The organism is Rhodanobacteraceae bacterium (assembly GCA_016713135.1).
Taxonomy (GTDB): domain Bacteria; phylum Pseudomonadota; class Gammaproteobacteria; order Xanthomonadales; family SZUA-5; genus JADKFD01.
In genome coordinates, this window is the sequence record JADJPR010000007.1 from 295827 (window position 1) to 311582 (window position 15756).

Below are 15756 nucleotides of genomic sequence, written 5' to 3' on the forward strand. Positions count from 1 at the left end.
CGACCATGATCGACGTTAAGACGTTGACGCTTCGATCCCTGACGGCGGCCCTCGTGGCCGCCGTCTGCGTTTCGGGATCGGCCTATGCGCAGAGCCGGCTCAGCCTGGCCGAGCGTGTCGAACAACTGGAGCGCCAGCTGCAGGGCAACGGCGCGTCCAACAACCTGTCCGAGCTGATGCTGCGCAACCAGGAATTGCAGGCCGAGGTGCAGAGCCTGCGCGGACTGGTGGAAGAGCAGGCTTTCGAGATCGAGAACCTGAAGAAGCGCCAGCGCGACCAGTACGTCGACCTGGATTCGCGCCTGCAGCGGCTGGAAGGCGGCGGCATGACCGTGCCCTCGCGTCCGCCCGCCGATGCGCCGATCGAGGCGCCCGCGCCGGAGCAGCTGTCCGCCGATGAGCCGGTCAGCGGCCTGCCGGACCCGGCCACGCTGCCGACCCGCGACATGCCTGCTGGCGCGGAGGCCGTGGGCGCTACGGTGGCGCAGACCGGCACTCCGGACGAGAAGATGGCCTACGAGACCGCCTTCGAGGCGCTCAAGCAGGGCCGTTACGCCGAGTCCTCGCAGCTGTTCTCGGCCTTCCTGCAGCAGTACCCGGATGGCGAGTTCGCCGCCAATGCCACTTACTGGCTGGGCGAGTCCTACTACGTCACGCAGAACTACGAGATCGCGCTGGAGACCTTCCAGAGCCTGCTTTCGCGCTTCCCGGACAGCCGCAAGGCCCCGGATGGGCTGCTCAAGGTCGGTTACTGCCAGTACGAACTCGGCGACACCCAGCGCGCCGCGAGCACGCTGAACGAAGTGGTCAGCCGCTTCCCGGACACCCCGGTGGCGCGCCTGGCCCAGGGCCGTCTGCGCGCGCTGAGGCTGGACGGCAGGTGAGCACGGCAACGGCAGCCGGCGGCGCGACCAGCGCCGTCGCGCTGCGCATCACCGAGATCTTCCATTCGATCCAGGGCGAGGCCGACGCGGTCGGCTGGCCCACGGTGTTCGTGCGCCTGACCGGCTGCCCGCTGCGCTGCAGCTGGTGCGACACCACCTATTCCTTCACCGGCGGCGACAAGCGTTCGCTCGACGACGTACTGGCGACAGTTGCAAGCTTCCAGGCACGCCATGTCTGCGTGACCGGCGGCGAGCCGCTGGCGCAGAAGTCCTGCCTGCCGCTGCTGCGTGCGCTCTGCGATGCCGGCCATGAGGTCTCGCTGGAGACTTCGGGCGCGATGGACGTCGCCGAGGTTGATCCGCGAGTACGCAAGGTCATGGACCTCAAGTGCCCGGGTTCCGGGGAGATGGGACGCAACCGCTGGGAGAACCTCGCCCATTTGCTGCTGCACGACCAGGTCAAGTTCGTGATCGCCGACCGTGCCGATTATGACTGGGCGCGTGAGCAGACCCTGACCCATGCCCTGGCGGCCCGCTGCCAGGTGCTGTATTCCCCGGTCGCCGACCAGCTCCCGCCCGGACAACTTGCCGACTGGATCCTCGCCGACCGTTTGCCCGTTCGCCTGCAGTTGCAGTTGCACAAGGTGCTGTGGGGGAACGCGCCGGGACGTTGAGGGCGGCATCGGGCCGGGAAGGCGCCGGGCCGACTCAGGCATCGTCGGACTGATCGCCGGTTGTTGGTTGTTGGTTCTTGGTTGTTGGCGGCAGGATCCCGGCCGCAGGCCAGTGGGAGCGGCTTCAGCCGCGATCTATCCCGGCGGCCGCGGGAAAGATCGCCGACGGAGTCGGCTCCCACGGGCTGTCGGCGTGCGCGCTTTGCTGCCAACAACCAACAACCAACAACCAAGAACCAACAACCGGCCCGCAACCCACAACTCACCATCCGCCCGCATGTCCACTGCAATCATCCTGCTCTCCGGCGGCCTCGATTCCGCCACTGTCCTGGCCATGGCGCGCGCTGCCGGGCACCGTTGCCATGCGTTGAGCGTGGACTATCGCCAGCGCCATCGCTCGGAGCTGGATGCGGCGCAGCGGGTTGCGGCGGCGCTGGGCGCGGTCGAGCACCGCGTGATTCCGCTCGACCTGCGCGCGATCGGCGGATCGGCGCTGACGGATGACGCGATCGCGGTGCCCGAGTCGCCCACCAGCGGCATCCCGGTCACCTATGTGCCGGCGCGCAACACGCTGATGCTGTCGCTGGCGCTGGCCTATGGCGAAGTGATCGGCGCCAACGACCTCTACATCGGCGTCAACGCAGTCGACTATTCCGGCTACCCGGACTGCCGCCCCGAGTTCATCGCCGCCTTCCAGACGATGGCTCGGCTGGCCACCAAGACCGGCGTCGAGGGCGCGCAGATCACCGTGCACGCACCGATCATCGACATGAGCAAGGCGCAGATCATTCGCGCCGGCACTACGCTCGGCGTGGATTACGGCATGACCGTCAGCTGCTACCAGGCCGATGCCGATGGCCGCGCCTGCGGGCGTTGCGACTCCTGCCGCTTGCGCGCCGAGGGATTCGCGACGGCCGGCGTGGCCGATCCAACGCGCTACCAGGGCGCCTGAGGTTGGTCTTCAGGCGTCGCGGTCGCCGCGCGACAGCAGCGCTGCCGCCGGCGCGACGCGCATCGCGCGATACGCCGAAGGCAGCACCGCGAGCGCGCCGATGATGGCGACTGCCGCCAATGCCGCGGCCCAGCTGGAAGCATCTGCGGGCGTCACGCGATGCAACCGGTCCCCCGCCACGCGCGCCAGTGCCAGCCCAAGGCCCAGGCCCAGCAGCAATCCGGGCAGCAGGATCCACGCCGAGCGCGCATAGACCTCACGCAGGATTGCGCCGGGCGCGGCGCCGATGGCCATGCGCACGCCGAATTCCGCCACGCGCCGGCGCACCGCGGTGCTCAGCGCGGCGTACACCCCGAGCGCAGACAGCAGCAGGGTGGCGAGCGCGAACAGCGACACCGCCTCCATCAGCGCCACGCGGACCTGCTGGGTGCGCGCCACCGCCTGGTCCAGCGCCACATTGACCAGCAGTTCGGCATCCGGTGCCACCTGCGCCAGCAGCCGGCGAACGGCTTCGACCGGCGCCGTGTCCACCCCGCGACTCACCAGGAACTGCACCGGGTCGCTGTCCCCGATCGGCTGGTACAGGGTACCGTACCGGAGCTCTTCATCCAGCGATTTCTGCTTGACCGCTTCGGCGACGCCGACGATCCGCAGCGGCGTCGCGTCCGCGTCGTCCGCCTGTCGCAGGATTTGTCCCAGCGCATCGGCGGGCTGGCCGAAGCGGCGCGCATAGACCTCGTCCACCACCACGGCCGCGGCGCCGTCGGCCGGCGTGAACGCGCGCCCGGCGACCAGCGGAATCCGCAGCACGTCGAAGTACCCGGGCGACACCGACGCGATTCGCGCCTCGGCGGGCTCGGGATCCACCGCGCTCCTCAGTTCGGTCATGAACTCGGCGCCACCGAAAGGCGGCATGTCGGCGCGGGCGACGCCGTCCATGCCGGGCAACGCCGCCACCGCGTCGCGGAGGGCCTGGACCTGGGCTTCGCTGACCTGGTCGCCGAGATCGACCTGGGTCAGCACCACGTTCGCCGCATCGAAGCCTCGGTTCTCCGCCGCGAGGTTCCACGCACTCCGCAGCAGCAGCGCCGACCCGCCCGCCAGTGCCACGGTGAGCGCCAGTTGCGCCACCAGCAGCCAGCCTTGCGCCGGCGACAATCCGGACACCGCGCGCGAGCCGAGCGCACCCGCGGCCAGCCTGCCCTGTCCCAGGCGCAGCAAGGCCAGCGCCAGCAGCAGCGCCAGAGCGCCCGCTGCCGCGCCCATCGCGGCCGCGACGACACCCGTAGCCGATGCCACCGGCAGGGCCTCCGGCAGCAGCCCGCGTGCGCGCAGCAGCGCGATGCCGGCCGGCACGAGCAGGGCGCCGACGATCGCGCCGATGGCTGCGGGGAGCGCCAGTTCAATCGCCGCCTGAGCGCGCAGTTGCCGCGGCACGGCCCCCAGCGCGCGCAGCACGGCGTGGTCGCGCCGGCGCGCGAGCATGCGGTCGAGTGCCAGTCCCGCAAGATTGGTTGCCGCGATCAGCAACAGCAGCAGCGCAGATGCCTGGACCAGCAGCAGCGGTTGGAAGTGACCGGCGCTGAACTGCGCGCGCCAGGGGCGCACGTCGGCCCGCGCAGGGCCTTCGGGATTGCGCAGGAATTCGCTGCCGGAGTTGGCCAGCACGGCGGCCAACGCGCCCTGCGCTTGCGCGAGCGTGACCCCGGGGGCCAGTCGTGCAGCCACCTCGAACTGGCCGAATCCACCCGCGGCGTCGGTTGCGCGCTCCTCGGCGGTCGCCGCGAACGCGGTCCAGGCCTGCACGCGGGTGTCCGGCCAGGCAAAACCGGCGGGCATCACGCCGACGATGCGGTAGTCGACCTCACCGATCCGCCAGGTCTGCCCGATCACCTCAGCCGAGGCGTCGAACTGCGCGCGCCAGGTCGCGTGCGACAGCAGCAGCGCTGGCCCGCCATCCTCCGCGCCATCGAGCGCACGCCCGAGCGCTGGGGCCACGCCGAGCACCTGGTGGAAGTCCGCGCTGATCCGCTGGGTGTGCCAGACCCGCCCGCCCGGATCGAGCGCCGCCTTGACCGGCGCCGCACCGATCGCCCCGGCGAAGGTCTCGCTGCGCGCGCGCACCGCATCCAGCAGCGAGGGTGAGAGCCCCACCTGGAAGTCGATGTCCTTGAGATCGATGCGCAACTGCACCAGCCGCTCGGGCTGGGCATAGGGCAGCGGCTGCCATCCAAGCGCCCACAGGCCGCCAAGCGCGCTGCCATTGACCAGCACCAGCAAGGCGACGCTGAGTATTACGCCGAAGCTGTAGAGCGGGCGCGCGGAGCAGTCGTCGGACGGTGGTCATGGGCAGGCCCGCAGGGAGTGGAGACGACAACGATTAGCACACAGCGTGCCAGTCTTGCGAAGCTACGCCCGCCCGCTTCGCCGGGTGCGGATCCCCTGACGGCCACAAGCGGGGAAAGGGTCAGGGGGCAGGGGGACTGGCTTGCCGCATGGTCCGATCTGACGCGAGACAAATTCCACCTGGGCACTCGTCACCGCACGGTCCGAAAGTGCCGCACAACAGGTCCCCTGACCCCCGACCCCTTCCCCGCTGCTCTCTTTTCGGTCACTTCCGGCCCGCACCCCGCAAGCCGTCGGCGAAAATGGACGCAGGTGTCCGCTTTCGATTGCGCTGCGCATAATCGCCGGATGATTCGCTTGCCGGACTCCGCCCAATTGCAGCAGCTGAGCGCCTTCGATGGCGACTCGGCCGCAGCCTGGCGCCTGCAGTCAGCGCTGTTCGCCGAGATCTACGGCGCATTGGCGAGTGGGCTGGTGCTGCGTCCGTCGAAGGGCGCGCCGCGCCTGGTGGCGCTGACCGGGGCCGACGGCGCGGTGCGCATGGATGCCCGCGATCCCTACGACAGCGCGGGCGCGGCGCTGGCACTGACGGACCGCGAGAGCGCGGGCCTGCTCGCTGCGCTGGCGCCCGCGCGGCTTGCGCTGCGCGCGGACGCGGCCCACAGCGTGCTCGCGCAGTTGCTCGGCAGCGAGCTGGCCCTCGCGGTTCCGGTGCACGCCGGCGGGCGCAGCGATCACTTGTTGCTGCTGGGATGCGCGGCGGATCACGCGCTCGCCCAGGCCCCGCCGGCGCTGCTGCAGCTGCTGGTCGACTGCCTGTCGGCCTATCTGGTCGGTGCCCTCGACCGCCGCGAGCTGGAGGAGGCGACGCGCAAGGCGCGGGTGGAAATCCATGATCTCGCCGACGTGCAGCGCCTGCTGGTCGGCCTGAGGCTGGCGGATGTGTCCGGCCACGGCGCCGGTGCGGCGATGGAAGCGGTCCAGTTCGATGCCATCCTGCGCACCTATCCCGGCGGCGAGGGCGCGGGTCCGGCCGGTGCGCTGACCTATGCCAACCGGCATTTCTTCTCGCGCAAGGCGCGTCCGCATTTCCTTACCGCGCTCGGCTTCCTGCACACACCGCACCTGGGCGAGGCGCAGCTCTGCAACGCCGGCCACCTGCCGCCGTTGCGCCGCCGCGCGGGGCGCATCGAGCGCCTGGACGAGGGCCGCGACATCCCGATCGGCGTCCTGCGCGAGCACCAGTACGCCAGCCATCGTTACGACGCCAGGCCGGGCGACCTGCTGGTCTGCTACACCGACGGCATCACCGAGGCGCGCGACCGCGATGGCCGCCAGTTCGGGGTCGAGCGCATCGAGGCGATCCTCGAGCGCAACCGGCTGGACTCGCCCGAGGCGATCCTCGCCGAGATCCTCGCCGAGGTGCACGCTCACCAGGGCGGCGAGATCGGCAGCGACGACCAGACCCTGGTGTTGCTGCGGCTTGGTGGAATCGCCTGACCCCGGCAGCGAAGGCAGCCATGCCTGCGCGTCGACGCCCCGCCGTCCGCCATCGCGCTCAGGCCGACAGCAGCTGCCCGCTGCGCAGCTCCTCGGTGCCGCTGACCTTGGCCACGCGCGTGCCCGAGTGCACCACGCGTCCGCTCTCGCGCGCGTAGAGCACCCCGTCGACCGGGCTGGCCAGGGTGGAACACACGCCCGACAGCGGATCGATGATGTCGACCACCGGATCGCCGCGCTGCAACTCGGCGCCGAGCGCGGCACGGTGCACCAGCACACCGCCCTGTGGCGCGTACAGCGGCATCGACCCGGCCAGCGGACGCGGCGCGCGCCTGAGCGGTGGCAGGGTGGGTGTTGCGCCGGCAATGAATCCCTGGATCTGCAGGAAGCCGAACAATGCCCGCGCGTCGGCAGTGGCATGTTCGTGGCAGACATCGGTCTCGCCGCGCAGCTCGATGGTGGCCGCCACGCAGGCCTCCGGCCAGGCTTGGTCAGCGCCGCCGGCCTGGGCGTGCAAGGCGTTCAAGCGGGAGAAGGTCAGCGAGCAGCTCTCGTCGAAGGGATCGCCCCCGGAATCGTCGGCCAGCAGGGCAAGCTCGGCGCCCAGCAGTTGCGCCAGCGGCGTCAGTGCCGGCCACAGCGTCGGCGTGGTGTAGAGGTGCATCACGGCCTCGTTGTCGCAATGCAGGTCGAGCACCAGGTCGGCGTCGATGGCCAGCGTCAGCAAGGTCTTGCGCAGGCTTTCCAGTTCGCTCGGGCCGGGCAGTCCATCGCAGGCCGCGCGCAGCGCGGCGCGCACGCTGGCGATATCGGGCAGGGTGCCGGCGGCGATCGACGGGCGCAGCTGCGCGTAGGCGGTCGCGGCGATGTTGGCGTACTGGCGGTTGAAGTTCTCGCCGCTCGGCAGTTCGAAACGGCCGATGCCGCGCCCGAGCAGCCGCTGCGCATGGCCGATCGGGTTGGCCATCGGCACCAGCACGATCTCGCCCCTGAGCAGTCCGGCGGCTTCTGCCTCCGCCAGCAACTGGCGCAGATGCCAGGCCACCAGCAGCCCGGGCGGCTCGTCGGCGTGCAGCGCCGCCTGCAGGTAGGCCTTGCGCCCGCCGGCCGGCCCGAAGTGCAGGCTCAACAGCTCGCGCGTGGTGCCGGGTGCCGGCGGGGTCAGGACATGGCGCTGCTCGCGCATCTTCGGTTCCAGGAGAGGAGACTGCCCGCGATCATCGCAGCGCCGCGCCCGCGCGCAAGGCACTGTCGCGCGCCGGCGCCTGCATTTCTTGTCCGCAAAGGACGCAAAGAGGGCAATAGCGTCATGGGTCGCAGCATCCCCGGAAGGTAATTCAATGGGTTAGAACATGTTCGATGAGAGTTCCGGTCGCCCCTGCCGGTGCGCTTGTTCGCGCATCGAACCGTGACTCTCGCAAGATCGCGGACTGTGTTCTTGGACGCAAAGGACGCAAAGGACGCAAAGGACGCAAAGGACGCAAAGGACGCAAAGGACGCAAAGAATATCAATCGCGATACAGCGCTCGGGTGTCCCCGGCATTTGCTGTCTTTGCGTCCCTTTGCGTCCTTTGCGTACTCAATCACAGGGTCGTCGTTCTGCATGGGCAGAAAGAGTGGGAAATTCAACACCCTGGCGCATGTTCGGTGGGAGGAATTCGAAGGTCACTCGAATCCGTTGCGCAGCAAATCGCCGGCGTGCAGCCGGGCGCGCATGGCGCTGGCGTAGTAGCTGCCGTCGTTGCTGGCGTAGGCATAGCCGCTGAAGACCACGCGCTCGCCGTCGGCCGACAGCGCCATGCTGGCCAGGCGGTTGTCGCGGTCGCTGCCGGCGAGCGTGTGGCCGTAGCCCATGCGGCCAGGCAGGCTGGGACTCAGGTTGCCGAAGCTGCTGTCGAAGCTGCCATCCGGGTTGAGCCGCGCGAGGGCGGCATCGCCGAAGGTGAATCCAGCGGACTCGTAGCCTCCGCCGACCAGGATCTTGCCGTCCGGGGCGACCAGGATGTCATCGGCATAGGCATCGCCATGGATGCCGGCCGCAGCGTAGTCGAATACTCGCGCCACGCCGCCATTGAAGCTGGGATCGGTGTTGCCGCTGAGCAGGTCCATTGCGAAAACCGCCATCGACGGATCCAGGTCCTGGGCGTCGGCCACATAGCCCGCGATCAGCAGCCGCGGATTGCCGCCCAGGGTCTGCACCGCCAGCTGGTTCCCGGTGTTGTGGCGGTAACCAGGGGCGGCGCTGAAGAAGAACTGGCGGAAGCCGCCGCTGCCGAATGCCGGGTCCAGCCCGAGCGCATTGGTCTGCGAGGGAAACGAGGTGCCGACGACGACGCCATCGAACTGGCCCTGGCCGTCCACCACCGAACGCCGCATCAGGGTACGCCAGCGCACGCTCAGTCCCGGGCTGGTCTGGGTGTACGCGACCAGTGCGGTCACCTGGGAATCGAAATTGAGATCCAGCCGCAGCATCCGCCACTGGGTCGGCAGGCCGACGTCGCCGCCGACCACGTTGCCGCATTCGGACGCGGCGCACAGGCCGCCGGTGTTGCCGAACAGGATGACTTGCATCAGTGCGTGGTTGCCCTGGGTGCCGTCGCGCAGGTCTCCGGCGATCATGAAGCGGTCGCTCTCCAGTTCGTAGGCGACGATCGCCCCGGCGCGGTCCGAAGGGCTGCCGCCGCGCCGGATGCGACGCAAGCCGCTGCCGGCGAAGGCGCTGTCGAGTTCGCCGTTGGGCAGCACCGCCCACACCGCCATGTCGCTCTGGTCGAAGGGGCCGTAGAGCGTGCCGAGCACCAGGACCGCGCCATCGCGGCGCAGGACGGCGTCCGCCGCTTCCACTTCGAAATCCGGACCGGCGTCCAGCAGTTGCTGGCCGAGCGGGCCGTAGCTGGTGTCCACACTCCCGTCGCGGTTGAAGCGGGTGATGCCGATCTGGCTGTTGCCGGGAAACTGCGAGCCGAAGGGCGTGGGTGTGTTGCTGATCACCAGCACCTTGTCGTCGGCCTGGACCAGGGTCTTGACCGGGCGCGTTGCGCCGCGCTGCAGGCCGGCGTCGATCGGCCAGTAGCTGGTGACCCGGCCGCCGGCGAAAGCCGCATCGAGTTGCCCGTTCGCCATCGCCGGCAGGGCCACCGCCAGCAGCCAGGCCATCATCCACATGCGCATCGATTTCTCCGGATCCGACAGCGGGAGCTGCCGCAGCCGGGTGCTTACGCTTTCCGGCGGCCGCACCTGACACGCGTTGCGCGGCCGGGGCGCCGGCTCATGCAGCGTGGCGCCAGGTATTGCGGCCCGCGGCCTTGGCTGCGTAGAGCGCCTCGTCAGCGGCGGCGATCAGGGCCAGCGCATGTTCCGGCGAGCCAGCCGTCGCGATGCCGATGCTGGTGCCGGTGCGCAGCGCGATCTCGCCGAACATGACCGGGACCGCCATCGCTTCGATCATCCGTCGCGCGGTGCTCTCGGCGAACTCGCGGGCCTGGCCCAGGTCCACGTGTTCGCTCAGGATCACGAATTCGTCGCCACCGATCCGCGCCACCAGGTCGCCCTCGCGGACCACTGCGGATTGCCGCTCGGCGAAGGCGCGGATCAGGTGATCGCCTGCCGCGTGGCCATGACGATCGTTGATTGGCTTGAGGAAATCGAGGTCCAGGAAGAGCAGCGCCAAGGCCACCGGCTGGTGTCGGCCGCGCGCGATGGCCAGTCCCAGCCGCTCCTCGAACTGGCGCCGGTTGGCTACCCCGGTCAGCGGGTCGAGGCGGGCTTCGCGCTCGAGTTGCGCCTCGGCCAGCTTGAGGCGCGTGATGTCGAAGGACAGGACGAAGAATCCGGCGGCACTGCCATCGCGCGCCTGTTCCGGAATGTAGCTGCACTCGAAGTGGAAATCGCCGCCCGGCAAGGACTGCGTGAGTTCGAAACTGGAGGCCACACCGGACAGCGCACCCTTCGCGGGCGCTGCGATCCGCGGGTACACCGCTGCGCCGTGGATCTCGCCCAGGGTGCGTCCCACGATCTCCGCTTCCGTGCGTCCGAACAGCCGCTGCATGTAGCCGTTGGCGAAGGTGTAGCGCTCCTCGCGGTCCACATGCGCGACCACCGCGGGCACATTGTCGGTGATCGTCCGCAGGCGTTCGCGGCTGGCGGCGAGGGCTGCCTCGCTGCGCTGCAGGGAGAGGTTGCTGCGGCGCTGGCGGTAGAGGAACACGGCAATCAGGCACAGGCCGCCAGCCACGGCGACGATCAGCAGCAGGCGCAGGCGGTTGCTCGCCGTCAGTGCACGCTCGCGTTCGGTCGCCAGCTCCGCCTCCTTCGCCAGCCGCTGCAGGTCGAACTCCTGTTCGGCATAGCGCAGCCGCGCCTCGAAGTCCTCGCCGACCAGCGCCCGGTCGCGTGCGTCCACGATCTCGTCCAGCTGCAGCAGGCGCAGAGTCTGCGTACCCAGGTCATTGCGCTCCGGCCGGATGGCCAGGCGCACCCGGATCAGTTCACGCAGCACGCGGCGCTCCTCGGCATCCAGGCCCGCCAGGCGGAACTGCTCGGTGGCCTCCTCGAAAGCGGTCTCCGCCGCCGGCAGGTCGCCGCGGTCGCGTGCGACCTGTCCCAGCACCTCATTGCCGAGCCCGCGCAACTGCGAATGCCGGAAGCGTCGCGCGAGGTCGATCACGCGCTCGGCGCTGGCCCTCTGGGTGGCCACGTCGCCCTGGTCCCGGGCGATGTTCGCCAGTTCCAGGTCAAGCTCGGCGGTGAGCTTCGGGTCGTTCAGCGAGGCGGCCACGGCGATGGCTTCGCGCACCGTCTCCCGCGCGGCGTCCCATTGACCCAGGTTGGCTTCGGCGCGGCTGCGGTTGCGCAACAGCCGGGCGCGGATCAACGGCTCCGGGATGTCGCCGAGTGCCTGCAGGCCGCGGTTGGCGTAGCTGCGGGCGAGTTCGTGGCGTCCGAGCAAATTGCTCATCGACGAATATCCCAGCTGCACGCCGGCCGACAGCACCGGGGAGGGATCGCGTTCAAGGCGACGCTCTGCCTCCGCGAGCACGCGGCCGCCCGGGCTGTACTGCTGCTGCGACAGCAAGGCCCGGCTCTCCGCGATCAGGCCGCGCACGGCCAGCAGCGGTTCGCCGGCCGCATCAGCCGCCTTGCGTGCCTCGATGCCGGCTTTCAGCTGGCATTCCCAGTCGGCGAAGATGCGGCAGGCGTTCGCCCGCGCGATCTCGAGCAGCGCGAGCTCGCGCTGGCGGCCGTCGGCGCGCGCGCGCTCGATCTCCGGCAGGATCTTCGCCAACGCGCCTTTGGGATCCGACAGCGCTTCCAGCTCCAGCGGATGGCGCTCTGCCTCGGTGGGCACCGCAGCCGCGGCATGGGCCGCACAAACGAGCACAAGCGCTGCCGCAACGGTGGACGCCCACGCGCCGACAGCGGCCAGCGCCCGGCGCGGACGCCCGGATCCGCCACTCGGGTAGCTGCCCACCGCGTCGCAGGCGACAACGATGCGCATGAGCCAAGCTTGCACGGGGGATCCCGGGCGAATCGCTTCAGCGAGCCGAGCGATACAGCATTGGCCAGTAGTCAGGGGTCACTCCGGCGCATTCGCCCATCCGCCGGTACTCGACCAGGTCGAATCCCTGCTCGGTCCACACCCACTGGCCGCTGGCACCGCAATCGCCGATCCCGCGGCCCTTGCCGAACATGGACAGCACCCCGGTGGCCGGGTCGAAATCCGCGTTCACGAGATCGCCGTCGACGGTCATGCTGCCATCATCGCGCGGGAGCGGAAAGGCGATCCGTTGCGGCTGCGCACCCTGTGACAGCAGAAACCAGCTGCTGCCGGAGTTGTAAGCCGCCACGTAGCAGACCAGTTGTACCAGGGTGCGACCGTCGGCGAGTTCGAAGGCGCTGTCGCGCAGCAAGGTGTCGTAATCGATCTCTTCGCATTCATCCCCTTCGAGGGTCTCGCGCACCAGCTGGCCCAGACGGCTGGTTTCGACCTCATCCAGCGCACGTCCGCCGGCTGACGCACGTGGCTGCAGCGGCGCGGGAGGCACGGGGATCGACGATGTTGGCTGCTCGCCCTTGCGCACGAACGCGGTCGTGGTGCCGAGCCGCCGCTGCTGCTCGTCGATCCACAGCAGAATGGCGCTGGCACCGGACAGCGAGATGGTCCCCACCGGGCCACCGTCGCCAACCAGCGTCAGTGTGTCCGCGCCGCGCATCGCGCCGAACATCGCAGCGATCTCATCCGCATCGGTGATGACCACGTCGATGCCCTCGCCGCTGTCGGCGTCGACCAGGTGCGCATCGTTGAACTGCAGCAGTTCGGCGTCGTCCGCCTGCAGGATCCAGTAGATCTCGCGCGAAAGCGGATGGTCGACGCGCAGGGTGATGCGGGTGACCGCATCGTCGCCACGGCCACCGCGTTCGAAGTGCAGGAAGGCGTAGCTGCCCGCATCGGCCGGGGCGAATCCCACGGCCGTGCAATGGCGCGTGTTGTCGCACCCGGCGACCCAGCGCTTGACTTCCTTGTAGCCCTGGGCAGGCGCAGCGACCGACGCCATCAGCAAGGCCAGAGACACGAGAGTGCGCATGCATGGATTCTCCGCGGGCGATGCGCAGAGTATGCCGTTCGCAGCTTGCGCCGGCGGCTCTCAGGCATAGCCGACGATCACCGCCCCCACCACGAACAGCAAGGACAGTCCGAGCAGCCAGGCGAGCCATCCCGCGATGAAGCGCGCCCACTGCAGCCAGTCGATGCGCGCGGCACCGAGCACGCCCATCAGGGTGGCCGACGTCGGCACGATGATGTTGGTCAGCCCGTCGCCGAGCTGGAAGGCAAGCACGCTGACCTGGCGGCTCACCCCGAGCAGGTCGCCGAGCGGGGCCATGATCGGCATGGTCAACGCGGCCTGTCCCGAGCCCGAGGGCACCAGGACGTTCAGCACCGACTGGAAGGCCAGCATCAGGCCGGCCGCCACTGCCGCGGGCAGGCCCTCGAGCGCGTGGGCCAGGTGGTACAGCAGGGTGTTCAGCACGGACGGCTGGCTGGGATCGGTGCCGCCGAGCAACAACATCAGTGACTTGGCCATGGCGACCACGAGCACCACCGGCAACATCTGCGCGCAGCCCTCGCGGAATGCGTCGGCCAGGGCATTGGCGTCGATGCCCGGCCGGCGTCCGAGCCAAGCGACGATGCCCACCGCCAGCCCCATCGCGAAGAACTGCGCCGCGAGTTCCGGCAGGTAGTAGCCACGCGCGGTCACCCCGTAAATCACCCAGGCCATGGTGGCCACCAGCAGCAGCATCACCAGCGCGTCGTTTCCGCTGGCGCGCTCCAGTGCCTCTGCGGGGCGATTCGCGGCGGCGGCCCGCGGGTGCCGGTGGCGCAGGGCGTAGCGCAGGGTCATCGCCGCTCCGATGGCCGTGAATACCGTCCACATCAGCACCCGCAACCCGGCGCCGGATACTGGCGGCAGGCCGGCCACCCCTTGCGCGACGATCACGCTGAAGGGGTTCATCCAACTGGTGGCGAAACCCACCTGGGTGGCGACGAAACTCACCAGCACGACACAGGTCGCATCCAGTCCCAGGCGCGCGAACACCGGCACCAGCAGCAACACGAAGGGAATGGTCTCCTCGCCCATGCCGAAGATCGCGCCGCCGAGCGAGAAGAGCAGGAACAGACCGGGAATGAGGATCGCCAGCCGGTCCTGGAAACGGTCGATGAAACCGGCCAGGGTGCGGTCGATCGCACCCGTGCGCATCAACACGCCGAAGCTGCCGCCAAGCACCAGCAGGAAGGCCACGATGCCCACCGCCGAACCGAACTTGTCGCCGGCAACCAGGCCTTCGAATGGCAGGTTCAGCAGGCCCAGGCCGCCGCCCTCGGCGAACAGCGGGACCGCCTTCGGATCGCCCGCACGCTCGTAGCTCGCCAACTGGATCGAGACCTGGCGTGAGCCCTCCATTCGCTCCACCGTGGCAAAACGGCCGGGGGCAATGAAGGAGACGGCGAGCGCCACCAGGACCGCCGCGAGCGCGAGGATCAGCAGGGTATCCGGGGCCTTGAAGCCGGTGCGGGCAGATGGACTCGGGTGCATGGGCTCAGGGCTCGGAGCGGACTGGCTGGATGGAGCTTTCGGCTTGCGTCGAAAGCGGGAGTTGCCACACGGCCTGGCCATGGCCATCCGCGCAGGCGCGCCCGGCCGGGACCTCGCGGTCGCCGTCGAGCAGGGTCAGTTCCAGGCTGCGACCGGGCGCCAGCGAAAGCAACGCATCGCGCAGCGCGGGCCCGCCGGCGGCCAGCGTGCGCCGCGGCGCCGGAGCCGTTGCGCAACGGGGGCTGACCTTCGGCGGCGGCCATGCCGGCGCGTCTCCGGCCCGATGGTGATGCCAGGCCAGGCGCCCGGGTGCGATTTCGCGGAGCCAGGTGACACCGCCCTGGCCGATCGCCTGGGCACGCCAGCCGGTTCCCACGCGGTCCAGTCGCAGTGCGGTGTTCTCGTCGACCCCGACCCCGAGGACCGCCGGCGTATCGAGCAGCACACGCGCCAGCCGGTACTCGCGGCCGCGCTCGGAAAAATGGGTGTCGAGCACGCCCCAGAAACTGCCCAGTCCGCCGCCCGGGTGCACCAGCAGGGCATCCGGATCCACGCCTGAGCAGGCGTCGGCGGCGGCGCAGCTCGGGTCTGGAGGCAGCCCCGTGCCGCGCGCGCGCGGCGCCGCGCGGCAGCGCCGAGCCGGACACCAGCATCGGCCCGTCGGCGGCGGCCTGCACGGCCGTGCCGGCGCTGGTCCCACCCAGCACCAGGCTCCCGGCCGCCAGGCGTGCGCGCAACTGGCGCAGTTCGGGCGAGGGCTGTCCGTCGGCCGTGAACCACGCAGCGCGGGTGAAGCTCTGGTCGCCTCCATTGAGGAACAGTGCATCCGCCCAGTCGAGTGCCGCCCGCAGCCGCCGTGGATCGCGACACGCTGCCTCCAGCGCCTGTGCGCGCTCCGGGTGCAGATGCGCACGGTCCTGCGCGCCCCAGCGCTCGCCGCGCAGCGCGTCCAGGCGGGCACAGTCGCGCGCGGGATCGCGCTGCGCGGCGCGCAGCGCCTGGTCCAGCGGCAGCCAGCGCACCTGCGCGCCCGCCTGGGTGAAGACCTCCTGGTAGAACGCGATGGCGTTGTAGGGATCGCGACTTGACGCGGTACTGACCAGCACCCGCGGCTGCGCGCGCCCCGATACCTCACGCGCCATCGCGACGAAGGCGCGGTAGATCGTTGCACCCGAGTCCGCCCGCGAATCCGCCAGCGACACGGACTCCGCGCCAGCCGCGACCTCGAGCGCATCCAGCACCCGCAGGCGCTCGAAATCGGCCAGCGGTGCCCACGCCGCCCCGAGTTCCGGCCCGAGTTCTTCCGT

Annotated in this window: 12 protein-coding genes; 5 read left to right on the forward strand and 7 right to left on the reverse strand. The window is 70.0% G+C overall.

From position 1 onward, the window contains the following. Positions 1–5 precede the first annotated feature (5 nt). The 3 genes from ybgF (at position 6) to queC (ending at position 2510) form a co-directional block, all read left to right on the forward strand. Positions 6–884: a tol-pal system protein YbgF gene (ybgF, locus tag IPK27_09630; GenBank protein MBK8067870.1), complete on the forward strand. Its 879-nt coding sequence runs from the start codon at positions 6–8 to the stop codon at positions 882–884. After that, positions 881–1558, forward strand: a complete 678-nt coding sequence (gene queE / locus IPK27_09635) for a 7-carboxy-7-deazaguanine synthase QueE (protein ID MBK8067871.1) — start codon at positions 881–883, stop codon at positions 1556–1558. Before ybgF ends, queE begins: the two co-directional genes overlap by 4 nt. Positions 1559–1835: 277 nt before the next feature. Then, complete coding sequence (gene queC / locus IPK27_09640) at positions 1836–2510, forward strand: 7-cyano-7-deazaguanine synthase QueC (protein MBK8067872.1); 675 nt, start codon at positions 1836–1838, stop codon at positions 2508–2510. Between the two features lie 9 nt (positions 2511–2519). On the opposite strand, the gene IPK27_09645 is transcribed toward queC, so the two are convergent. After that, the gene (locus IPK27_09645; protein ID MBK8067873.1) at positions 2520–4790 is read right to left on the reverse strand and encodes an ABC transporter permease; all 2271 of its coding nucleotides are present in this window, start codon (positions 4788–4790) and stop codon (positions 2520–2522) included. A gap of 414 nt (positions 4791–5204) precedes the next feature. On the opposite strand from IPK27_09645, the gene IPK27_09650 reads away from it, so the two are divergent. Next, positions 5205–6356: a serine/threonine-protein phosphatase gene (locus IPK27_09650; GenBank protein MBK8067874.1), complete on the forward strand. Its 1152-nt coding sequence runs from the start codon at positions 5205–5207 to the stop codon at positions 6354–6356. A gap of 58 nt (positions 6357–6414) precedes the next feature. Here the strand turns inward: IPK27_09650 and IPK27_09655 are convergent, their stop codons facing one another. The 6 genes from IPK27_09655 to IPK27_09680 form a co-directional block, all read right to left on the reverse strand. After that, positions 6415–7542 (reverse strand): succinylglutamate desuccinylase/aspartoacylase family protein, encoded by a 1128-nt coding sequence (locus IPK27_09655; GenBank protein ID MBK8067875.1) that lies wholly within the window; start codon positions 7540–7542, stop codon positions 6415–6417. Between the two features lie 479 nt (positions 7543–8021). Beyond that, positions 8022–9527, reverse strand: a complete 1506-nt coding sequence (locus tag IPK27_09660; protein ID MBK8067876.1) for a delta-60 repeat domain-containing protein — start codon at positions 9525–9527, stop codon at positions 8022–8024. 97 nt (positions 9528–9624) lie between these two features. After that, positions 9625–11853 (reverse strand): diguanylate cyclase, encoded by a 2229-nt coding sequence (locus IPK27_09665; protein ID MBK8067877.1) that lies wholly within the window; start codon positions 11851–11853, stop codon positions 9625–9627. A 37-nt stretch (positions 11854–11890) separates the two neighbouring features. Beyond that, positions 11891–12940, reverse strand: coding sequence for a DUF1176 domain-containing protein (locus IPK27_09670; protein MBK8067878.1), 1050 nt, complete (start codon positions 12938–12940; stop codon positions 11891–11893). Positions 12941–13000: 60 nt separating this feature from the next. Beyond that, positions 13001–14449 (reverse strand): putative basic amino acid antiporter YfcC, encoded by a 1449-nt coding sequence (gene yfcC / locus IPK27_09675; protein MBK8067879.1) that lies wholly within the window; start codon positions 14447–14449, stop codon positions 13001–13003. A 4-nt stretch (positions 14450–14453) separates the two neighbouring features. Beyond that, the gene (locus IPK27_09680) at positions 14454–15002 is read right to left on the reverse strand and encodes a hypothetical protein (GenBank protein ID MBK8067880.1); all 549 of its coding nucleotides are present in this window, start codon (positions 15000–15002) and stop codon (positions 14454–14456) included. Positions 15003–15051: 49 nt separating this feature from the next. Between IPK27_09680 and IPK27_09685 the strand changes: the two genes are divergently transcribed. Then, a complete protein-coding gene (locus IPK27_09685; protein MBK8067881.1) occupies positions 15052–15537 on the forward strand; it encodes a hypothetical protein in 486 nt (161 codons plus the stop codon). Positions 15538–15756 lie beyond the last annotated feature (219 nt).